The organism is Saprospiraceae bacterium (genome assembly GCA_016713025.1).
GTDB lineage: Bacteria > Bacteroidota > Bacteroidia > Chitinophagales > Saprospiraceae > OLB9.
In genome coordinates, this window is the sequence record JADJPZ010000004.1 from 360,775 (window position 1) to 384,241 (window position 23,467).

General features: G+C 37.0%; 21 protein-coding genes. 19 read left to right on the plus strand and 2 right to left on the minus strand.

The features are described 5' to 3' along the window. Positions 1–6: 6 nt before the first annotated feature. From IPK35_07975 to IPK35_08050, 16 genes are all read left to right on the plus strand, one after another. Complete coding sequence (locus tag IPK35_07975) at positions 7–846, plus strand: hypothetical protein (GenBank protein ID MBK8053192.1); 840 nt, start codon at positions 7–9, stop codon at positions 844–846. Positions 847–953: 107 nt separating this feature from the next. Continuing rightward, entirely contained in the window at positions 954–2,240 is a 1,287-nt protein-coding gene (locus IPK35_07980) for a beta-lactamase family protein (GenBank protein ID MBK8053193.1), read from the plus strand. A gap of 213 nt (positions 2,241–2,453) precedes the next feature. Then, on the plus strand, positions 2,454–2,801 hold the full coding sequence (locus IPK35_07985; protein MBK8053194.1) for a hypothetical protein: 348 nt from the start codon (positions 2,454–2,456) through the stop codon (positions 2,799–2,801). 205 nt (positions 2,802–3,006) lie between these two features. After that, complete coding sequence (locus IPK35_07990) at positions 3,007–3,669, plus strand: ABC transporter ATP-binding protein (protein ID MBK8053195.1); 663 nt, start codon at positions 3,007–3,009, stop codon at positions 3,667–3,669. A gap of 1 nt (position 3,670) precedes the next feature. Next, positions 3,671–4,996, plus strand: a complete 1,326-nt coding sequence (locus tag IPK35_07995; GenBank protein ID MBK8053196.1) for a TolC family protein — start codon at positions 3,671–3,673, stop codon at positions 4,994–4,996. A gap of 41 nt (positions 4,997–5,037) precedes the next feature. Further along, positions 5,038–6,360: a sigma-54-dependent Fis family transcriptional regulator gene (locus tag IPK35_08000; protein MBK8053197.1), complete on the plus strand. Its 1,323-nt coding sequence runs from the start codon at positions 5,038–5,040 to the stop codon at positions 6,358–6,360. Positions 6,361–6,416: 56 nt separating this feature from the next. Further along, positions 6,417–6,623: a hypothetical protein gene (locus IPK35_08005; GenBank protein MBK8053198.1), complete on the plus strand. Its 207-nt coding sequence runs from the start codon at positions 6,417–6,419 to the stop codon at positions 6,621–6,623. Further along, positions 6,613–6,945 (plus strand): type II toxin-antitoxin system RelE/ParE family toxin, encoded by a 333-nt coding sequence (locus IPK35_08010; protein MBK8053199.1) that lies wholly within the window; start codon positions 6,613–6,615, stop codon positions 6,943–6,945. The genes IPK35_08005 and IPK35_08010 overlap by 11 nt, the downstream gene beginning before the upstream one ends. Before the next feature lie 7 nt (positions 6,946–6,952). After that, positions 6,953–8,263: a GHKL domain-containing protein gene (locus tag IPK35_08015; GenBank protein ID MBK8053200.1), complete on the plus strand. Its 1,311-nt coding sequence runs from the start codon at positions 6,953–6,955 to the stop codon at positions 8,261–8,263. Positions 8,264–8,663: 400 nt separating this feature from the next. After that, the gene (locus tag IPK35_08020) at positions 8,664–9,446 is read left to right on the plus strand and encodes an alpha/beta hydrolase (protein MBK8053201.1); all 783 of its coding nucleotides are present in this window, start codon (positions 8,664–8,666) and stop codon (positions 9,444–9,446) included. 128 nt (positions 9,447–9,574) lie between these two features. Then, a complete protein-coding gene (locus IPK35_08025) occupies positions 9,575–11,005 on the plus strand; it encodes a leucyl aminopeptidase (protein ID MBK8053202.1) in 1,431 nt (476 codons plus the stop codon). 820 nt (positions 11,006–11,825) lie between these two features. Continuing rightward, positions 11,826–13,217 (plus strand): group II intron reverse transcriptase/maturase, encoded by a 1,392-nt coding sequence (ltrA, locus tag IPK35_08030; protein MBK8053203.1) that lies wholly within the window; start codon positions 11,826–11,828, stop codon positions 13,215–13,217. Positions 13,218–13,341: 124 nt separating this feature from the next. Continuing rightward, positions 13,342–14,190, plus strand: coding sequence for an ABC transporter ATP-binding protein (locus IPK35_08035; GenBank protein MBK8053204.1), 849 nt, complete (start codon positions 13,342–13,344; stop codon positions 14,188–14,190). Between the two features lie 3 nt (positions 14,191–14,193). Continuing rightward, the gene (locus IPK35_08040; protein ID MBK8053205.1) at positions 14,194–14,928 is read left to right on the plus strand and encodes a hypothetical protein; all 735 of its coding nucleotides are present in this window, start codon (positions 14,194–14,196) and stop codon (positions 14,926–14,928) included. Continuing rightward, positions 14,929–15,297 (plus strand): GntR family transcriptional regulator, encoded by a 369-nt coding sequence (locus IPK35_08045; protein MBK8053206.1) that lies wholly within the window; start codon positions 14,929–14,931, stop codon positions 15,295–15,297. It abuts the gene before it with no gap. 155 nt (positions 15,298–15,452) lie between these two features. Further along, a complete protein-coding gene (locus IPK35_08050; protein ID MBK8053207.1) occupies positions 15,453–15,884 on the plus strand; it encodes a hypothetical protein in 432 nt (143 codons plus the stop codon). A gap of 5 nt (positions 15,885–15,889) precedes the next feature. On the opposite strand, the gene IPK35_08055 is transcribed toward IPK35_08050, so the two are convergent. Then, positions 15,890–17,560, minus strand: a complete 1,671-nt coding sequence (locus IPK35_08055) for an AMP-binding protein (GenBank protein MBK8053208.1) — start codon at positions 17,558–17,560, stop codon at positions 15,890–15,892. Positions 17,561–17,971: 411 nt separating this feature from the next. Here IPK35_08055 and IPK35_08060 point away from each other — a divergent pair, with 411 nt between their 5' ends. After that, a complete protein-coding gene (locus IPK35_08060) occupies positions 17,972–19,189 on the plus strand; it encodes a serpin family protein (protein MBK8053209.1) in 1,218 nt (405 codons plus the stop codon). A 117-nt stretch (positions 19,190–19,306) separates the two neighbouring features. Here the strand turns inward: IPK35_08060 and asnB are convergent, their stop codons facing one another. Beyond that, positions 19,307–20,968, minus strand: a complete 1,662-nt coding sequence (gene asnB / locus IPK35_08065) for an asparagine synthase B (protein ID MBK8053210.1) — start codon at positions 20,966–20,968, stop codon at positions 19,307–19,309. Positions 20,969–21,303: 335 nt separating this feature from the next. On the opposite strand from asnB, the gene IPK35_08070 reads away from it, so the two are divergent. Together IPK35_08070 and IPK35_08075 are read left to right on the plus strand one after the other, a co-directional pair. After that, positions 21,304–22,527, plus strand: coding sequence for a SpoIIE family protein phosphatase (locus IPK35_08070; GenBank protein ID MBK8053211.1), 1,224 nt, complete (start codon positions 21,304–21,306; stop codon positions 22,525–22,527). A gap of 22 nt (positions 22,528–22,549) precedes the next feature. Further along, positions 22,550–23,371, plus strand: coding sequence for an NINE protein (locus IPK35_08075; protein MBK8053212.1), 822 nt, complete (start codon positions 22,550–22,552; stop codon positions 23,369–23,371). The last annotated feature ends 96 nt before the right edge of the window (positions 23,372–23,467 follow it).

The following is a 23,467-nucleotide window of genomic DNA, read 5'->3' on the forward strand; positions in this document are numbered from 1 at the left end:
TAATCAATGAACAACCTAAAATTATCGTATATACTTTTCATACTATGTTTTAATTGTTTTACAGCTTGTGGACAAGAACATCAGGAACGAGTAACTATCAGCAACAAAGATACAATCATAAAAAAATACTTAAAAAAAGGTGCCTGGCATCATCATTTTTTATCTAAAGAATGGGAAGAGTGGATCGATAAAGGCATTGAAGAAGATTCTACCGTAGCTTATCTTTGGCAACAAAAGGCTTTACCCTATTGGAAGCAAAAAAAGTATTCATTGGCGATAAAATATTACAATAAAGCAGTTTTATTGGATAGAAAGGAATGGTTGTCAAGATTGGGCTATTTGAAATGTATTTTTGCAAAAAATTATGAAGGAGCTTTAACAGATTTTGCCACGTATAAAAATGAATTTGGCTTCACCTTTGAGCAAGACCACCCTTTGGATTTTTATGAAGGTATATGCTACTTACAACTCAACAGATTTGATGATGCCCTGGCCGTACTCAAAACAAACACAGCGTCATTAGAAAAGAAATTTGGTGTCCAACACGTGCATTATCTAGATCGGTATTACTTAGCCATCGCTTATTTTGAAAATAATGAATATCATATGGCCATTTCAGAATTTGATAAAGTACTCTTAGTTTATCCTAATTTTTCTGATGCTCAGTTCTACAAAAGCCTTTGTTTACATTATCTCGGAGACAAAGAAACTGCCAGAATCCTAATGGCAACAGGTAAAATAAATTTTGAAAAGGGTAGTACATTCAATGAAGACGCTAACCGATATGAAACAAATCCATATCAACTTACTTGGCAATGGCAAAATGCCATGTCATTGATTGAATAAATCATAAAAACAGATTTTTAAAAGCTAAAAATTTTAATCATGAAATGAGCATGAACCATCTTTGTGGTACACAATCCTTGATGATTATTTTCATGCGAAACGTAAGTATGGAAACGCAAAATTCTGTCTCAGATCATACCATTTTCAATATAGCGTCCGTTTCCAAACAGTTTACTGCTTTCTGCATTCTAAAATTGGCAGAAGAAGAGAAGTTATACTTGGATGAGTCCATTCAAAAATATATACCGGAACTGCCAGATTTCGGAAAGAAAATCACACTTAACCATTTATTATCCAATACAAGTGGTATTCCTGAGTATTTGGAAATATTAGGACTGACCAATCAGTACAAAGACAAGAGATTGGATCATGATTATATGTTGGAATTCTATAAAAAATATCACACACTTTCATTTGTACCTGGAGAAAGATTTTCTTATTCAAATGCAGGATATATGTTGTTGTGTTTGGTTGTACAAAGGGTCTCAGGTTCAGACATTGGTCAATATGCAGAAAAACATATATTCAAACCATTACAAATGCAGACAGCCAGATTTACAAAAAAGGAAAGTGATGGATTGACGGATGGAACACGTTCTTATTATTTGAAAAAAGGAAAATTTCGGCCCCACAAACCCATTCAACCTAATGCCATGGGCGCAACCGGTGTTTTTTGTTCGTTGGATGATTATAGAAAATGGGATCATAATTTTTCCTTCCCGACAGATGAAACGAAACACATTGTAGCTAAAATGAAAACTGAATATGTATTTAACGATGGTCAAAAAAGTGGTTATGGAGCGGGAATCATCCTAAAACCTTATAAAGGATTTCTCTCAGAAGAGCACAGTGGTGGCTGGAATAGTTTTTTGGTTCAATTCAGACGATTGCCCGAGCTGGGTTTAAGTGTTTTTGTTGCTAGTACAAGCGCAGATTATCTTCCATTCAAAATTTGCGATCAAATCACGGATATCTTTTTACCAAATCAAAATCAATCGAGTTTCAGTAATAAACAAGCAGATCATGACATCAATACGTTTGTCGGTACTTATCTTGATGCAAACAATGTACTTAGAAGTGTAGTTGTCAAAAACGATACCTTGGCAATTGCTCATTACAAAGATAGCAGCAAAGTCATCCAAAAATTAGGCTATCTAAATACATTAAATGATACCTTGATTCTATACATTGATACCGCATTAGATACTGTACAATTTGTACAAAAGGATGGTAATATAATGGGATTTTATTGGAAAGGAAGTACTTATTTCAGGTTTAATCGATATTATAAAAAACTCGACCCTAATGCTTCTGATTTTGCTACATTGTCAGGCAAATACAGCTCCGAAGAACTAAATTTTTCATTCAGAATAAAAAATAAAAGTAAACGTTAATGGTCATTAAAACCCATTTTCTTTCTCAATTACCCCCTTGAATATATGGGCAGCAACGTCTTTAAAATCAAAAACGAACCAATCATTTTAAGGTTCGGTAAAGATCATGTAATTGTTGGCAATGAATGGACTTCAAATTTGTTATTGAGAAAATAAGCGACATAAAGCGGATTTTCCACTTCAAGGCCATTTTATTAAAATACAACAACAAGTTTGTTAAGTCTTAATAGCCTTTATTTTGCTTCATATTTTTGTTGGCCTGCATTTCTGATAAAAGCAGAAACCACAAACGCGCTTTACAAATACGACTTACCTGCTGATGGTTGTGATTGGCATTTCCATATTATCAGCAAATCAGAAATCTTGCAACTTGTAGAAGATAATGCCAGCAAGCCAAAAACCGAAATACTTAAAAAAGAAGCCAAAAAAGTATTTGGCCTGCCCAATGTTACTGTTGAACTTACCTATAAACTCACAAGCATAACCCAAAAAGTCCAATGCGGGTGGAATAAAACACAAGATATGAAGGAAATCAATATTGTGAAGGTGGAGATTAAGTAATATTTTGATTTCGTAAGTGGTTATTTCTATTTTCCGATAGACACTTTTCGCTATTTTAGTTTCGTTCCGTTGGATTCCCCACACCGTACACCCTCGTCCATATTCGGACACTATATATCACATCATATTGCTTAAAGGGCTAAATATCAACTATATATATTTTTGGCATATGGTTGGTAATACACAAGTAATACCATAATGTACCATGATTGAATGTATCAATATATCAAAACAAGTAAGCAGCGGCTCACAAAAAGCCTATATTCTTCAAAATGTGAATCTAAAAATAGAAGAAGGAGAATTCGTTTCCATCATGGGACCATCCGGATCGGGAAAGTCCACATTGCTGCACATCCTCGGACTACTCGAAGACGCTACTTCAGGCAGCTATCGACTATTGGGTGAAGAAGCGTCCTCGCTATCTGAAAAAAAGAAAAATGAAATCCATCGGAATTTGATAGGTTTTGTTTTTCAAGCTTACCACCTTATAGATGAGCTGACCGTATATGAAAATATAGAGACACCATTACTTTACAAGAAGATAAGCGGCAGTGAGCGCAAATCTATTGTAGCTGATCTATTGGACAAGTTTCAGATGGTCGCCAAAAAAGACTTATTTCCTCATCAGTTGTCAGGTGGGCAGCAACAGTTAGTAGGCATAGCACGTGCATTGGCTATCAATCCCAAAGTCATCCTGGCAGACGAACCCACCGGCAACCTCCACTCGGTACAAGCAGAAGAAATCATGCATTTATTCAAACAATTGAATGAAAAAGACGGTGTAACCATCGTGCAAGTCACACATTCTGAATACAATGCATCATTTGGTCACAGAATTATCAAACTAAAAGACGGCTGGATATCATAATATGGAAATATCAAAAATCATAGCTTTATTATTAAAAGTAATACTAATTTTAGTACTAATATTTTCCAAAAAGGATGTTTTTGCACAACAATTATCTCTGAAAGATTGTGTCAGGCAAGCTATCGAAAATCATCCGGATGTCAAAGCAAGTTACCTGAATACAGGTATGGCAAAGGCAGGAGTCGATCAGGCTAAAAGTAATTTTCTACCTGAGTTATCTGCCAGCATTTTCCAATCCGGAAATTTCGGTAGGTCTATCGACAGGTTTACCAATGCTTATATCGACCAGTTTTACAACTCTACCTGGGCCGGTGTACGATTGAATGTGCCGATTTTTACATCCTTTAGAAATACACATTTGCTTTCATCTGCCAGGACTTCTTTCTCAGCATCAGAATCTGCTCAGGAAAATGCCAGAAACATCATATCGCAGTCAGTTTTGGCAGCATATATCAATGGTATGGCACAACAGGAGAATATCAAAAATGCAGAGAAACAATTGAGCAATGATAGTATTCAATATCAAAGATTGATGACCCGAAAAGATGCCGGACTCATCACCAAAACGGAAGAAATCCAACTACTCAATCAAATGAAGGCCGACGAACTTATCTTGCTCGATGCCCAATTAAACTATGAAATAGCCATTGCAGAATTATCAAGATTGCTCAATACCGAACTTCCTTTGACCACAAAACTATACCCGTTAGAACCTGAAGCCAATGTGGAAATTCCGACTCATCCTTTATTAACTGAGCAATTGCCACAGTTTGCCGAAGCAAAATGGAGACTGCAAAGCATACAAGACAATATCAAGGCAACAAAGGCACTATCTTACCCCAATATCTCTTTGATTGCAGATTATGGTACTTTTTATGCATCGTCCAATCCGGAGCGATCTTTTGGACAACAACTCAATGATACCAGAAATGGCGCAGTTTCTGTAGGAATAAACATCCCAATACTACGTGGCATGCAGAATCGTCCTCGAGTCCAGGAACTAAAAGTGAGAGAAATGATGATACAAAACGACCTTGATCGTACCAGACTACAACTCACCCAGGAACTAAAGTTAGCAAATACAAGATATCAAAACTTAAAGCAACGATATGAAAAAGCTAACTCGCTTTATCTGCTTTCTGAAGCCAATATGAATCTGATCCAGGACCAGGTAAATGCCGGTACCGCCACGATGGTGGATTTTCTACTTGCACAAACCAATATGGAACGGGCACTCACATCTCTTACCAATGCTAAGTACCAACTGATTCATCAGGAAAAATTGCTCAAATTTTATATCACCGGCAAATTTGAGTTGGGTGAATAAAATGTTGTATTTTCACCCTTTAAATGGCGTAATTGTTTAGGATGATCGAAAAATCCATATTGATTGTAGATGATGATGTGCATATTTTGCATGCAGCACATTTGTTTTTAAAAAGACATTTTTTTAAGGTCGAGATTGAAAAAGACGCGCGGCAATTACCTTACATCATGAATCACCATCAATACGATCTCATCTTGTTGGATATGAATTTTAGTCGCAATGTCAATACCGGTGTGGAAGGTTTTGAGTGGTTGGATTTTATTCTGGACAAAAAGCTGGATCAGAAAGTTGTGCTCTTTACGGCATTTGGAGATATAGAGATGGCTGTAAGAGCGATCAAAAATGGGGCATCAGATTTTTTGCTCAAGCCTTGGGAAAATGATAAATTGCTCTCCACGATTACCACAATCCTGAATGTTGAACCCAATACATTAAATAATAATAACTCTGAGATTATAGGACAATGTCCTGAAATCCGGAAAATACATGAAATGGTAGCAACCGTAGGTCCTACGGATGCTAATGTACTTATCCTTGGCGAAAATGGCACAGGGAAAGATATGTTGGCCAAAGAAATACACAAACAGTCAAAAAGAGCCAAAAAACCTTTTGTACATACAGATCTCGGGGCTATCAGCGAGTCATTATTTGAAAGTGAATTATTTGGTCATGTCAAAGGTGCATTTACAGATGCCCGGGATGACCGAAAAGGCAGGCTGCAGGAAGCCGATGGCGGCACCTTGTTTTTGGATGAAATAGGCAATATTCCTTTGACCCAACAAAGCAAATTGTTGTACGCCTTACAAAATGGATCATACATAAAGGTAGGCAGCAATAATGATATGAAATTTGATGCCAGACTTATCTGTGCAACCAATGAAGACATTTATAAGCGAATAGAAGAAAAAACATTTCGTCAGGATTTGATTTACAGAATCAATACTATAGAAATTCATCTGCCTCCATTGAGAGATCGTGGAGATGATGTGTTGTTGCTGGCAAAACATTTTGTCCGTATATATGCCGCCAGATACAATCGTAAAATTACAGGTATGGCAGCTGCTTTTGAGAAAAAACTATTGACACACACCTGGCCAGGCAATGTCCGTGAGCTACAGCATGCCATAGAAAGAGCCGTGATTCTGACAACCGGAAATATAATTCGTGAAGACGCATTTGAAGGGCAAACTCGTACTTCATCAAGTAGCTCAGTGATGTTGAATAGTTATCAAATCGAAGAGATGGAGAAACAATTAGTCATCAAAATGCTCAAAAAATACAATGGAAGCATCACTGATGCTGCAAAAGAACTGGGCATAACGAGGCAGGCATTGTACCGAAGGATTGAGAAGTATGGGATATAGGCAATATGAACCATTAATTTAAATCAACGTTATGTATTAATATAATCAATTTAGTTATGAAGGTAATTTTGGATGTCAATGAAAACAAAGCGGATTTTGTTTTGGAATTACTCAATAGCCTACCGTTCATTAAAGTCGTTACCGTAAATAAGAAGAAAGAAAAATTCCTTAAGGACTTACAAGATTCGGTTGATGAAGTAAATTTAGCCATACAAGGCAAGGTGAAATTGAAATCAGCTGAGGAAATTTTGAATGAGTTATAGTATTGAAGGTTCTAAATTATTTACCAAACAACTCAGACGTTTGGTAAAGAAGTACCCATCTCTTAAAGATGATTTTGCAGAACTGATAAAATCGCTGGAAGTTCATCCGACTCAGGGTGATAAATTGGGAAAAAACTGTTATAAAATTCGAATTGCAATTGCATCAAAACATAGAGGAAAATCTGGTGGAGCGAGAGTTATTACTTTTGTACATGTAGTAAACACAAAAGTGTTTTTGTTAACTATTTATGACAAATCTGAGCAAAATGATATTTCTGATAAAGATTTGATTAAATTGTTGTCTAAAATTATAGAATTTTAACTCCTTTATGCGTTCATTCTCCTCAGGTATCATCATCAGAATTGTGTTCATCGTATGTTGGGCATCTATCGGAGCTTGGTCGTGGTATCAGGATAATAATGGCCTCTTCCTATTGATGGGAGGTATGATGCTGATCTCTGCTTTTAATCTATATCATTTTACGACATCTATCAATAAAAAACTGAGTCGCATCTTTGATTCTATCCAATACGAAGATTTTGCCATTACTTTTCGGGCAGACAATGCGAAGGGTGAATCATTCGAAGAGTTGAATACAAGCCTAAATGCTGTCATAAAAAGTTTCAATCAGGTGCGCGCAGAGCGTGAAGCTACATTACATTTTATTCAAGCCATCATACAGCAGATCAATGTAGGTATACTTTCCTACAATACTGATGGAAAAATCGAACTCATCAATCAGGCAGCCAATAAAATCATGGGCATCTATAAGCTTTCCCACGTTTCTGCCATAAAAATACAGCAACCTGATATCTACCAACTCATGACCGCATTGCCATCAGGTGAGTCCAAACTACTGAAAGTCAGTAATCAGGAGATATCCTTAAGTGTCAAAGAAATCATACTGAGAGACCGTAAGATCAGATTGATAGCACTACATAATATCCGCTCTGAACTCCAAACCCGTGAACTCGAGGCGTGGCAAAATCTTACTAAAGTACTACGTCATGAAATCATGAATACAGTGACTCCAATAGTCTCCCTTTCTCAGACGATGAGAGACATCATAGATACAGACCTTAAAGATATCTCAGGTCATCAGCAAGAAGAAGGTGTCAAAGATCTTAAGCATGCCATTAACACTGTCATCAATCGTAGTAAAGGTATCATGAATTTTGTTAATGCGTATCGAGAATTTACCAATATACCATTGCCCAATATTGCAGAGTTACAGGTATCGCAAGTTTTTGACGAGTTGAAATCTTTTTTCGAAAATCAACCAACCCATTTTATCATAGAACATGATTTTAAAATTCTTGCCGACAAAGATCAGATAGGACAGGTACTCATCAATCTCTTGAAAAATGCTATCGAAGCCACAGAAAAAACAGAAAATGCAACAATCTCCATAAGAGCCTACATGAATCAACAAGACAAGATCATAGAAGTAGTCGACAATGGCTCAGGAATAAAACCTGAAGAGGAAGAGAAAATATTTGTCCCATTTTTCACTACGAAACCTACGGGTACAGGTATAGGACTGAGTCTGTCTCGTCAGATCATCCAGATGCATGGTGGCAGATTGGAGTATGAAGCGCTCAGACCTTGTGGAAGTCGTTTTTATATAGTCTTCGGGTAAGGTAAATGACAAAAAAGACAAACTGCGGGCAAACGAGAACAATCAATTTCAAGTCAAATCCATTTCTAAGGCATCATCATTTTATCTTTATTCTCTTTTGAAATTTTATTGTAATCTTTGTAAATCCATCTGATAACTAAGACCAATATAATGGGAACTGAAATGCTTACTATAAGTGTTGACATTAAAAAATGGTCTATAATTTAGAAAAAATTGTGAATCAGATGCAAATATAATGGATTGAATAAATGTTTGAAAGCAGTTTTGCATATATCATCCATAAAATGAAATAGTAAGTAAAGGGATACAGTCTTAAAAAGGCAAGTAAATGTTTAATAGAAACTAATTATCCATCAGTTTTTTGCAAAAAAATATTTTAATTTCTTAAATTTGCGCCCATATGATAGGAGAAGCAGTACAATCGTTTTACCCCAAAATCGAAATTCTGAATGAAGCTTACGAAATTCCACAGCTTGGAAGGAAACGGCGCATATCAGTTTTGTTACCACATAATTATTATGAGACAGATAAAAAATACCCTGTTCTATACTTACATGACGGGCAAAACTTATTTGACGAATATGCCCCTTACGGCAATTGGGGAGTAGATAAAACACTTACCTGGCTGTCTGCACAAGGTATGGGAGATGTTATAATTGTCGCTATTGATCACGGCGGGGTATTGAGGATTCAGGAGCTCTTGCCCTATAGCACACCCCGATATAGCGAAGCCGAAGGAGATCTTTATCTAAAATTTATGCTTGAGGATCTCAAACCCATGATAGACAACAGGTTCAGGGTTTTGGCAGACAGGGCATCGACTGGAATTGGGGGTAGTAGTCTTGGTGGTCTTCTTTCACTGTATGCCGGCTTTGAGTATCCTGATATCTTTGGCAATATGATGATTTTTTCTCCTAGCTTATGGATTTCTGAAGAGATATATAAAAGGGCAAAATCTTTTACTCCTGAAGGTCCCACAGATATTTATTTGTACGCAGGCGGAATGGAAAGTGCCAATCATTATGGCCAGGTGCTAAGATTGGATAGTATTCTTCAGGAAAAGAGAAAATATGATGATTTTGATATAATTTTTTCTCACAATCCATCCGGACAACATAAAGAAATCCATTGGGGCCACCAGTTTCCCCTTGCTTTAAAATGGTTGTATTTCAATAAATATTAAGTACAAAAATGCCACCAAAACAGCAATTGAATAAAATATCGGATAAGTTGTTTGACAAATTACCGAAACCATGTCATCCGGAAAAATTTTATTCTTTATTCGCAATTCAAAATCAGTAATTTAAAAGAATGCCACTACACATTAAAGAAAAAGAAAACAAGGAAAGTAAAAATATCTTACTGCCTTTCGGAAAAGACAAATTAGACAAAACCCTATTTAATAATATATCAGGTCTGAAATTTGAGCCTGAAATATCTCTTGGCGCCAAAGATATTACCAGCTTTTATCATCCGGATACTCAATCAAGAATTTTTATACTTGGATTGGGTGAAGAAAAGGAGTTAAATAAATCCTACCTTTATTTCCGAAGTTTCATCTATCAATACAGGTCCAAAAATCATTTTAAAGTCAGTGTATTGTGCGATCACCTTTCAGATGATGAATTGTTCAATGCTGTACTTGGATTGAATTTGGGTTTGCTGAATGTAGGAGTCTTTAAAACTAATGGAAGCAAGTTTACAGAACCCGAAATAACAGTGGTTGTAAATAAAAAAAGACATCAGTTGGCCCAGAAAGCTATAAAAACTGCTGAAACCAAAATGTCGATAATGCACTTGGTGGATCATCCGTCCAACATCAAAACACCGGAATATATCGGAGATTTTGCCATAGAATCTGGTAAAAAATTTGGATACAAGGTTCAGGTTTTAGAAAAAAAAGAGCTAAAAAAAATAGGAATGGATGCTTTACTTTCAGTAGGGCAGGGCAGCGCCAATCCTCCTGTTTTTATCGTCATGGAGTACAAACCTGAAGGCCTGAAAAGTAAAAATCCTGTTTTGGGCCTGGTTGGTAAAGGTATCAGCTTTGATACAGGAGGTATATCCATCAAGCCATCGTCCAATATGGGGTATATGAAGTGTGACATGGCCGGTGCTGCAGCAGTAATTGGAGCCATCGAACTGGTTGCAAAATTAAAATTAAATATACATGTAGTTGCAGTAGTTCCTGCTGCTGAAAACAGTGTCGATGCCAACGCCATAAGACCCGGTGATGTTATCGGTTCATATAGCAATAAATCCATAGAAGTGTTGGATACTGATGCAGAGGGCCGGCTCATTCTTGCTGACGGACTTGCCTATATCATTAAAAATCACAATCCTGAGTATATCATTGACCTTGCTACACTTACAGGTAGTTGTGTGGCAACATTGGGGTATCATGCTTCCGGCATGTTTACAAATAATGATGAACTTGCCCAATCTCTTTATGCAGCCGGTGAAAATGTAAATGAACGTGTCTGGAGACTACCGTTATGGGAGGATTATGCGGCAGATATGAATTCAGATATTGCAGATATCAAAAACCTAAGCGGGAAGCCCGTTGCAGGTGCTATCACTGCCGCAAAATTTTTGGAGTTTTTTACATCTGAACATAAAAAATGGGCACACCTTGATATTGCAGGAGTGGCGTTTACAGATAGTGAATTTGCCAAGACACGCACTGCTACTGCTTATGGCGTAAGGTTACTGACGGAATTTATGAAAAAGCTTGAAGCTTGATTTTTTAAGTTCAGATATATTTCAATAAAATTTCTTGTAAATATCCACCATTTAAAAGTAAAATGGCTGCTTTCCGGGGGCAGAAAACAGCCATTTTGATCTTTCTAAGCCTCTTTGAGGATCCTGTCCCCAAACATGATGAGTACCATCAAGGCGATTGTGAATATAATCATGGGTTAAAAATTTGAGATAAAAATAGGCTATTAAACTATACGTGTCAAGACCCAAGATAAAAAAATGATCTTTTTAGTCAAATTTTAACATTTAGAGCTACTGAGGTATACTCGATATCTCATATATATAGAAAAATTAATTTTTTATCAATTAAGTTTTTTATTTCAAAAACTGCACTATATTGTGCGCCAAGCATGTTTAATATCTAAGGGGTGAAATTCCTCGACGAGCCAGCCGATAGGAATCGTTAGCCAATAGCAAGGGTGTCTTGAGTAATTGAGAATCTGAAGGAAGCAGGCGGCAAAAGTGTGATTGAACGAACAGAAACATATTATAAGGCTTACATTGTGGGTAAGTGAGCAATAGATTGCGAAGCCCAATAGTCGGACGTAAACAATGGTAGTAAAATATGTCAGTTACACGGAAAGAGATTGAACTTACCTTGGGAGATCCTATAAATAGCGACCTGAGACGGAACAAAGCGCAAGGGAAGTAAAGGACTATTTAAAGGAAGTCAGCAGAGATCATAGTAGTGAAGAATCATCTGTAATGGATGTGGAGCGAAGGATCGAATCTTTAGGATGTTAATTTTTTTTGAAAGTAATGGTAAAGGCCAATGATTAAGGACAAGGAAAATGCTAAACCGATGCAACCTGCTGGACAGGGAGAAGGAAATAATAGCAGCCTATTCAATGATGAACTACCCGTATGGTACGACGGAAGTGGAAAGGTATGTCCGAAGTGGACTTCCAGATGCTGGCAAGAGAGAGAACAGACGATGAACGTACTGGAAGAGATAGCGTCGCTAAGGAATCTAGTAAAAGCCTACCGACACGTGAAAACGAACGCAGGTAGTCCGGGAGTAGATGGAATAGATGTCAAGGAGTTCGGAAAATGGTTTAGAACGCACCATGGAGCACTAAAGACAGAAATCCTAAACGGAGACTATCGCCCTTCATTAGTACGTGGAGTAGAGATACCGAAACCCAAAGGGGGCAAAAGGCTACTGGGCATACCGACGGTAAAAGACCGAGTTGTACAGCAAGCAATCAGCCAAGTGATGGTAAGGTATTATGAAGTTACATTTACGGAAAGCAGCCATGGATTTAGGCCAGGCCGTGGAACAGAGAGCGCACTAAAGTTAGCCCAGTCACACGTTAAAACAGGGAAGACACGAGTAGTCGACATCGACTTAGAGAAATTCTTTGATGAAGTGAATCATAGCCGATTGATGTGGCATCTGAGTTTACGGATGGGTGACAAACGATTACTAGACCTAATCAGAAAGATACTACGTAGTGGCATACTGTTAGGTGGCGTATCGCATCAACGGATAAAGGGGACACCACAAGGAAGCCCACTGAGTCCGTTGTTATCCAACATCGTATTAGATGAACTGGACCAAGAACTGGCTAGGCGTGGACTGAGTTATGTAAGATACGCAGATGACGTTTTGATCTTTGTAAGAAGTAAACAAAGTGCCGAACGGGTATATGTTAGCATTAGCGAATACATAACTAAGAAAATGCGTCTGAAAGTAAATGTAGAAAAGAGCGGAGTACGGAAAGTACATGAAGTAGCGTTTTTAGGTCATAGTCTAGGTGGTGGTGGTCGCCTTTATCTAAGTAAGCCGAGCGAATTACGACTTAAGTCGAAGCTAAAAGATCTGACATCACGTCGACGTGGGATCAGTCTGGATCAGTTGATAAAGGAAGTAAATAGCTTATTGCGTGGTTGGTTACAATACTTCAAGAGATCAGAAATGAAATCGAAGATAGAAAGAATCAACAGCTGGCTGAAAAGACGAATAAGATGCTTTAGGATAAAACAATGCAAACGCAAGATTGGTATTGTCAGATTCCTAAGGAGCCAAGGCGTAAGTGAGAAATTGAGCTGGCTGACAGCCCTAAGTGGCAAAGGCTGGTGGCGTCTATCAAACACTCCAGGCACCAATATCGGGATGAATAACGAGTGGTTTACAAAGATTGGATACTACGATTTAGTCTCCAACTACAACCATCTGCACAAATCCACCTAAAGAAACCGCCGTACACGTAAGTACATACGGTGGTGTGAGAAGACGACAAAGGTAATCTATTTTTTTAATTACCTTTGTCTCTTACTCGATTGCACTGTAATAGTACACTATAACACTAATACTCATGATACAAGCCATAAATTTAAGTTTTGGATATCGGAATGACCAAACGATTCTTAATCATTTGGATTTTCAGTTGGCGTCAGGTACCATTACAGGCCTATTGGGCAAAAATGGTGTAGGCAAGACCACATTGTTGCGAGTGATGGCAGGTTTGCTTTATCCTACCTTTGGAAGCATTCATGTCAATGGATGTATACCGCAGCAAAGGTTGCCAGATTTTTTGAGTGATATTTATTATGTGCCTGAAGATTTTTATGTGCCCGATCTATCTATTGAAAAATATATCCATGTATTTGGTGCATATTATCCTCGCTTCGATTATGCCAAATGCGGTATGCTGATCCAAAGTCAAGATTTGAAACTTAGCCATAAACTGGGCAAGCTTTCTACTGGTCAAAGAAAAAAATTTATTATCGCATTTGCTTTGTCTACGGGTTGTACAGTGCTGCTGTTTGACGAACCTACCAATGGTTTGGATATTCCCTCAAAATCAGAATTCAGGAAGGTTGTAACTTCATCCATTGCTGAGGATCAGCAGATTATTATAGCTACTCATCAGGTGAACGATATATCATTATTGATAGATAGATTGATGATTATCGACAATAGTAAAATAATGCTGAATGCATCACTTCTTGATATATCTCAGCAGTATTTATTTGAAGAAGTGGCTGAATTGAACAATCCAAATGTCATCTACAGTGAAGCTACCTGGAATGGCTATAAAGCTATCTTTGCAAAAGAAAATCAAGGATCTACTGTAGATGTTGAGATGCTATTCAAAGCTGTGATTGCGGGTAAGTTTAGTTATCCTGATAAAAATATCATTACACAAACTCAAACAATATAATATATGAACCAAACATTCAGTATATCACGATTTTGGAAATTAGTCAGGCTCCAGTGGTCACTAAACGGAATAAACTTTATTATTGGATTTTTGCTGCTTACCTTTTTATTTAGCTTTGTTCTTGCCACATATCAGTTTATAGAGAAACCTTCCGGAAAATTTGGCAATGGATTGTATTATTTACTTTATTTTGTATTTGGGGTAGCAATATTAATGACTATTGTTCCCTGGCTGAAAAACAAGAAGAAAGCTGGATTTTATTTAACATTACCCAATTCAATTTTTGAAAAATATGTATTCTACATTCTGATTCCATTTGTAGTGTATGTCTTTATTTTTCCTATATGGATATATTTTATTTACCTATTAAAAATATTGTTTTTAACATATTTTCTCGGAGATTCTATATCGACAAAAGATATTTTGTCATTTCCAAAATTTTTTGGGTTTGGAGTTAAAGATGGTAGCAATCCTGAAATTGGTGTTGCAATGATTATCATTATACTTTCGTCTATGATACCATTCAGAATAAAGTTTTTCAGTCGTGCATTTAAATATTGGCTGATTTTTGCACTATCTTTACTATTTGTTATTCCATATATATTATCTAAGTACCGAGTTGATTTTTCCATTTCTGAAAGTATGCTTCTGGCATTACCTACGGAAGTATATATGATCATTTTTTCCAGCTTGTCACTATTTACGGGCTATTTTTTACTCAAAGAAAAGGAGGTGTAGATGGATTTTAAAGCAACTAAAAGCATTTATCAACAGATCGCAGATAGCATATGCGATAATATCATGTCTGAGCAACTTAGAGTAGGAGATCGTGTAGAGTCTGTTCGTGATTTGGCTGCAAAAATAGGTGTAAATCAAAATACCATTTTAAAAACCTACAACGATTTACAGCAAGCCGGAATCATCGAAAATCAACGAGGTATCGGGTATTTTGTATCAGAAACGTCAAAACAAATCATCTTCAATCAGAGAAAAAAAGAATTTTACTCTGACATCTTACCTGAGTTTTTAAGACAGGCTACTCTCCTAAGATTATCAAGGGAAGATATACTACCATTTCTTAATACATTAAATCACACCATATCATGAAAACAAGTACCATTTTTATTTTACTTTTTGGACTTAGTTATCTTGCAGTCTGTACGCTTTCTATGATACAAGCCCCTCTGAATTTAAAAAGGAAAAGTCATCACTATAATAAAACTAACTTTACAACAAGTTTTGAGCCTTGTCAAAATATGGAATTGATTGATAATGCATTCGTGAAAATATTGCACAATGAATCTAACCTTATAACCACAAGAAGTTATTTGGTAAAATCTTCTTCAAATAATTTTGTACAATTCAAAGATAATACACTCATATTAAAGTCATTAGGGGGTAATACAACCATCACCAGTGACTCTGCTTATATTCAAGCCTTGAGTCAAATAAAAGCTCATCAATCTAGCGAGTTGGAAATTGACCACCCTTTTTGGTACAGTTTAAATCTTGTCATTGATAAAAGCGTAGTCACAATAAAAAATAATCAAAATATCCGTTATCTAAAGGTTGATATGAAAAATGCAGCAAAACTGACACTGTCCAATTGCAAAATTGATACTTTGGTTTTGAATAAAGATAATGCAGAGTTCATAAAAGAAAATACAATCATCGATGTTTTTGTCGAAAAATAGTGATTTTATACTTCCCATACAACTAACTCCTTCTGATCCTGCCACTTTTGAAAAAAAGCGCTGTACTTTTCATCTATCTTTCCTCTTCTTGTCTTTAGAGTTGGGGTAAGCAGCAAGTTCTGGTCGGTCCATATTTCTTTGGTGATGACGATAGTAGATATCTTTTCAAAATTATTCAGTAAACCATTGACAGAATGAAGAGCTGAAGTTAATTCCTGTTCTATTTCTGCTTTGTCCATCGATTTTGCAGCTTCAGAAAGATTGACCAAAGCTAAAGGTTGGTCTATGCCGATCCCGACTACGCAAACCTGTTCGATTACCGGTACTTTTGTCAATTCTTCTTCTATTTTGTTGGGCGTGATGTACAGACCTTTGGATGTCTTGAAAGCATCCTTTATCCTTCCTTCGATTCTGAGATTACCGTTTTCGTCCAGCGAACCCTTATCACCACTATGTATCCACCCTTCGATGATCACCTCAGCTGTTTTTTCATGTTCTTTGTAGTATCCTGTCATCTGCTGTGATGACTTGTATAGGACTTCACCGGTATTTGGGTCTATTTTGAGTTCAAAACCTTTGAGCGGTTTACCTACATTATCAGCACTGAACTCTCCGATCGGAGTAAGGGTAGCGGATCCGCAGCACTCGGTCATACCATAAACTTCCCTGAGATTGATTCCTAGTTTTCTGTACCATTTCTTTACATGTGCAGGAGTGATGGCTGCTCCTGTCAGAGTGATTTTCAGTCTTCCAAAACCCAATTTTTTGCGAAGTGCCTTTTTTATAAAACCGGACAGGATCGGGATGGCAAACAAAGTATTCAATACTTTTTCCGGGATCCGCTCAAAAATACCTTTTTGCATTTTGATCCAGATCCTGGGCACGGCAAAAAAGAACGTCGGCTGGGTATCCTGCAGGTTCTGAGCAAAGGTATTGATGCTTTCTACAAATGAAATGGTGCCGCCCATCAACAGGCATAGCATTTCAAGCCCAATTCTTTCGCCTACATGGTTGAGCGGTAGAAAAGAAAGCAGTTGTACATTTCTGAGCGATGCAATACCCAGTTCATGGTTTTGGCTTTCATCATAGATTACAGTTGCGGGACTTCTGTGTGGAAGCATAGCTCCTTTGGGACTTCCTGTCGTACCTGATGTGTATAAAATGCTCCAGGTGGCATCCAGTTCAGGGATAAAATGTGTACTTAAAGGTTGATGAGCATGGATCAGATCATCCCAAAGCAAACCTTCCGATACTACAGCATTACCTTCATAATGCGTAAACCTGATGATTTTTACGTTTTCAGGTATGGCATTGGCATGATCATCCCACCTGTCTACTTTACCTACAAAAATGATTTTGATGTCGCTTTTGATCACCACTTCTTTGAGCTGATCAGGTGGCAGACTGGCATAAAAAGGTACAGAAACATATCCACCCATCATAATCGCCAAATCAGTGATGATCCAGTGGTAACAATTTTTTGAATATATTCCGATATGATCTCCCTGATGTAAGCCAAATGAGTGCAAAGCAGCAGCTATTTTACGCGCCTGTTCGCCAGCTTGGCCGTATGTGAGAGTAAACCATTCTTTTCCATATGGCTGACGTAAAAAAATCCGATCCGGATCATTGGCTTCCCATTCATAAAAATACTCGATGGCTGTTTTGATTTTCATTTTTTTTTGTGGCTTCGAAATACTGAAAATTTTGATGTGAAAGTTGGATTTTGATAAGAGTATGTTTAAACTTTTATCATTTGGCTCCAAGTGGCAAATTTAATTTGGGAAAGCGTTATATTTTTCGCCGTACCGCGTCAAGCTACGCTTGAGCTTTCGGGACGTTTCTGTCCCGATCAAGACATTTTTTTAAAAATCGTCTTGACCTGCTACGACTGCAAAATATGCATTGTCCAAAAATAAATTTTTTCACTTTCGCTCAAACATAAAAATTTAAACATTCTCTAAGAAAAACAAACAAATAAATATCAAAACTAAAAAATATTTTCGGAATTTACCAACCTTTTGGAGAAACTCTACAGTCTTTAATAGTGTTTTAATGTATGACTTTATCTTTTAAAATGTAGCGTCATGAAAAGTTTAAAATTTGGGTTTTTATTTTTAGGACTTGCAATGCTAGTTGCTTGCTCAGATAATAATGGTACGGACAACAATGATCCAATAATCAAGCTAGAAGATATTTCGTCTATCGCAGCTATCAATAATAAAATGGCCTGGGATCTTTTTGAAAGTGAAACTTCATCTAAACCGCAAAAAAATGTCCTGATATCGCCTTACAGTATCCAAACGGCACTCTCAATGGCCAATAACGGAGCAGGAGGAAATACACTCAATGAAATGCTCAAAATGATGTATTGTAGCGGCTGTGATGTTAATAGTATCAATCAGCAACACAAGAATCTCACCGCATATCTGACCAAACAAAGTGGACATCCCACGATAACTATTACAAACGGCTATTTTTATGACAAATCCAGGATTGCTCTGAAAGAAACATTTGTCAAAACTCTTCAGAATGATTTTGGATGTACGTTTAAAGATGAAAATTTTAACAATGAAAAACAAAGTCTGGATAATATCAATGCTTGGGTAAAAACACAAACCAAAAATAAGATAGATAAGATTTTGGAGAAGATTACTCCTTTGGACGTGGCATTTTTGATCAATGCGCTGCATTTTAAAGCGGACTGGTCTATAGGATTTGACCCGGCAATGACATCAAAAAAGAGTTTTAAAAGAGCAGACGGTACTACAATACAACAAGACTTTGTAAGCGGAGACAGAAGTGTAACCCATGCTGTAAAATCGGGATTTATTATTGCCGATATACCATTCAAGGATTCTACATATAGTATGAGTCTTGTAATACAAAGTAATGCAGGACCTGTGATTAAACTTACTCCAAACATCTATTCAGAGCTCTTAAGTGGCTTAAAATATGAACGGGCTTTACTTTCTTTTCCTAAAATCAAGTTGGTTTACCAAACTGATCTGATTCCAACATTAAAGTCACTGGGTATGAAAGAAGCGTTCAACGAAAATCTGGCTGATTTTAAAGCAATGGGTACAGCTTCAAGAAATATATTTATCAATCAGGTGATACATAAGGCTGTGTTAGAAGCAGATGAAAAAGGGGCTGAAGGTGCTGCAGTGACAGCCATCGGGTTTGGAATCACTTCTGTACCTCCACCTTTGGTCTTTGATAAACCTTTTTATCTGGTGATAAGAAATATAAAAACCAATACGATTTTATTTATAGGGTATGTAGGTGAAAGCCCGGCAGGTTAATTTGATTGAAATCGATGACATATACATCAGAAAGGCACCAAAAAATGGTGCCTTTCTGATTTTAGGGTACGTTTTAGTACCCAATTTTACTTTTTTTTGTTGCGATTTCTTTGATCTTTATGTCATAGTGTGCACATCTTTTACGGCCCGTCCTGAAGGATCGTTCATGTTTTTGAAAGCTGCATCCCACTCCAATGCGACCGGAGAACTGCATGCCACAGATGGAACTGAAGGTACACATAAAGCGGCGGATCTGGATGGAAAATGAGACTCAAATATACTTCTGTAGTAATACTCTTCTTTTGATGAAGGGGTTTGGTCAGGGAACTTAAATGCAGCTGTGGCCAATTGTTCGTCAGTGACACTTTTCTGTACTAAGTCCTTGAGTGTATCTATCCAATTGTACCCAACACCATCACTGAATTGCTCTTTTTGTCTCCACGCGATACTTTCAGGCAACATATCTTCAAATGCTTTTCTTAAGACCCATTTTTCAATCCTTCCATTTCCGGGAAGTTTATCTTCTGGATTGATCCTCATTGCTATATCCATAAACTCCTTATCAAGGAATGGGACACGCCCTTCAACTCCCCATGCAGCGAGGGATTTGTTGGCTCGAAGATTATCATACAGATGTAGTTTGTCCAATTTTCTGACAGTTTCTTCATGCAATGCTTTTGCATTTGGTGCTTTGTGAAAATAAAGATAACCTCCGAAGATTTCATCACTGCCTTCACCACTTAACACCATTTTGATACCCATAGACTTGATCACACGAGCCATGAGAAACATCGGTGTGGAAGCCCGAATGGTAGTGATATCGTAAGTTTCAAGATGATAAACCACATCCCTTATGGCATCAAGACCTTCTTGAATGGTAAAATGTATTTCATGATGAATGGACCCTATATGATCAGCCACTTTTCTCGCGGCAATAAGGTCAGGTGCACCTTTCAAACCAACGGCAAAGGAATGAAGTTGAGGGTACCAGGCTTCAGATTTATCTTGTGTCTCTATTCTTTTGGATGCAAATTTTTTTGCCACGGCAGAAATTATGGAAGAATCCAATCCGCCAGAGAGTAAAACGCCATAAGGTACATCACTCATCAGTTGTCTGTGCACAGCGTCTTCAAGACCTTGGCGCAATGCAGCGATATCTGTTTTGTTATTTTTTACATTTTCATAATCCATCCAGTCACGTGTGTACCATTTTTTTGGTGCACCGTCCGGGGAGTAGTAGTAATGACCCGGAGGGAAAACTTCGATTTTGTTGCACACACCTTCCAAAGCTTTGAGTTCGGATGCTACATAATACTGACCGAATTCATCCCATCCGTGATAGAGTGGTATGATACCCATATGGTCTCTCGCAACCAAAAAGATATCTTTTTCTATATCATATAAGGCAAATCCAAAAATTCCATTTAATTCTTCAATAAAATTGGGTCCTTTATCTCTGTACAATGCAAGTATGACTTCGCAATCAGATTTTGTAAGAAAAGGGTATTTCCCATCATACTTTGTCCTGATGTCATTATGATTGTAAATTTCACCATTGACCGCAAGGACGATTTTTCCATCTTCTGTATATAAAGGCTGACCACCGGATTGTGGATCTACGATGGCTAACCTTTCATGTGCCAGGATAGTGTGATCACTACAGTAAATTCCTGACCAGTCAGGACCACGATGCCTCACTTTTTTAGCCATATTGATGGCCTGAGTCCTCATTTTTTCATTGGATTCCTTGATATTAAAGATCGCTACAATTCCACACATACTTATTAGCTTTAATTGATTTTGATATGATTTTCAAAAAGAAGCTGCAAAGTTACGTCAGAGAAGACGATATTATTAACAATATTTACGGAAAAGTCATATTATTTAGATATTATCTACATTTATACTTGTTTTTGTGAATAAAATATTATTAAATAGCTGAATTGTTGATTTGTATTTAAATATTATTTACTTTCATGTTTATATTGAAGTTAAATAGTCTTTTATGTTATCTGCCTTTGATTTTCAGATCATCATTAGTTAACAATAATTTAATTATTGATTTTGTCTATCATACATTTTTCCTTGAGTAAAAAAATGTGTAAGTTTGCTTTATGAATCGTGAATTGGTGATACTGGAAAAATTGGAAAAGGAACTGAGTCTTAAGCAGCTTCAGATAAAATCATTATTGACTATCACTCAGGCTATCAATGATAATGTATCTGCAGATGGTTTGTTCAATATGTACAAGTCTTTTTTGAGCTGGGAGATGGGGATAGAAAAAATGGCTCTTTTTGTCATTGAAGATCAGGGGTGGGAGTGCACGACATCCATCAACTTTAACAGAAAGGGTAAAGAAGAAATCATTGCTCTTTTGCTGCATCACAAACGATTGTATACCATCAAAAAAGATGAGCACATCCAATTGCAAGGTTTTGATATTGTCATCCCTGTTTTTCACAAGGAGGTTCCTATAGCATACTCCATCATCGGCGGTATCAAGGACAAGGAAGATCTGTATAACAAAATACAGTTTATCACTACGATTACCAATATCATAGCAGTAGCTATCGAAAACAAGAGACTTTTCAAAAAACAACTCGAACAGGAGAGGTACCGCAGAGAGATGGAGTTGGCTTCACAAGTGCAGCAAATGCTCATTCCTGAACACCTACCGGTAGAAAAAGCATTTGCCTTTTCAAAAATTTATAAGCCTCACTTCAACATTGGTGGTGATTATCTGGACTTCATCAGGTTTGATAAAGACAGATTTGCGTTTTGTATTGCAGACATATCCGGCAAGGGTGTCGCAGCTGCATTATTGATGGCTAATTTTCAGGCAACAATCCAATCATTAATTTTCCAATACCGGGATTTGGAGACTTTTGTCTTTGCTTTGAATCAGTCTGTCTATAGAATTACCAAAAGTGAGAGATATATCACGTTCTTTGTGGCAGAAATAGATCTAAAAAAGAAAACATTGAAATATGTGAATGCAGGGCACTATCCACCTTTACTCAAGATGAACGGAGAATTGACCAGGCTCAATAAGGGATGCACGTTTATTGGTGCTTTTGAAAAACTCAAAAATATCAAAGAAGAAATGATAGAGTTGCAACCAGATGCCATGATTGTATCGTTTACAGATGGATTGACAGATCTTAAGAACCAGAAAGAAGAATTTTTTAGTGATATTATTTTGGAAAATTTTTTAGACAAACACCATAAATTAGATCCCGAATCCTTCAATAAGAAACTTTTATCCGAAATAAATCGTTTCAGAGGAGAAATGGATATTACTGATGATATCGCTGTATTGACTTGTAAAATTTATTGATCAAAAAATATAGATATATAGTATGGCACCAAAAAATAAGCTCACCGCAGCTTTGCTGGCATTTTTTACAGGCTTTATGGGTGGACATAAGCTGTATTTGGGCAAAACAGGTGGTTTTATTGGTTTTATGATACTCCTTATAGTTTCTATCAATATTGGAATTCCTATCTCTTTGATAGCTGGAGTGATGGAAGGTATCAAATTATTGAATATGCCGGATCAGGAGTTTGACAGAAGATTCAATAGGGGTTATATTCCTGTGGGACGTGGTCCTTTGGAAGCACGCCGTGAAGCACAGATGGAAAAGTACGAACAGATGGCTCCATCCAAAAGCAGACCAACAAGCCAGAATAATCCTGTCACCTCACTTAGGGCAAATCCTTATAAAAACAGCGGTATCAAAAAATATAAAGATTTTGATCTCGAAGATGCCATTTTAGATTTTAGAAAAGGACTGGAGATAGCTCCCAATGATGTAAGCCTGCATTTTAATATAGCTTGTGCCTACTCACTTACTGAAAAGAAGTCTCTGGCATATCATCACCTTAGTAAGGCTGTGCAATACGGATTGAAAGATGTAGAGCGTATACTTAGTCATGACGATCTCGCGTATGTACGCATACAACCCGAATTCGAATCATTCAGGAGTGGTGGGTTCAGAGCAAACCCTTTCAAAACTGAAGCTGGGGAATTTCATAAAGATAAAGAACCCGTTCATGTGGAGGCCGAAGAAATGGATGATAAATTACTCTCTCAGATAAATAAACTTTCGGAACTGAGAAAAAAAGGTATTTTGTCAGAAGAAGAGTTTATATTTGAGCGTAAAAAAATCTTAAGACACTAAACAACCATGCTGTTTTATTCAGACACATTATCGATAGCATTTCGATCTTGGATAGTAAATCTATTATCATTGAAAAAAAATAGAGTTGTTTTGAAG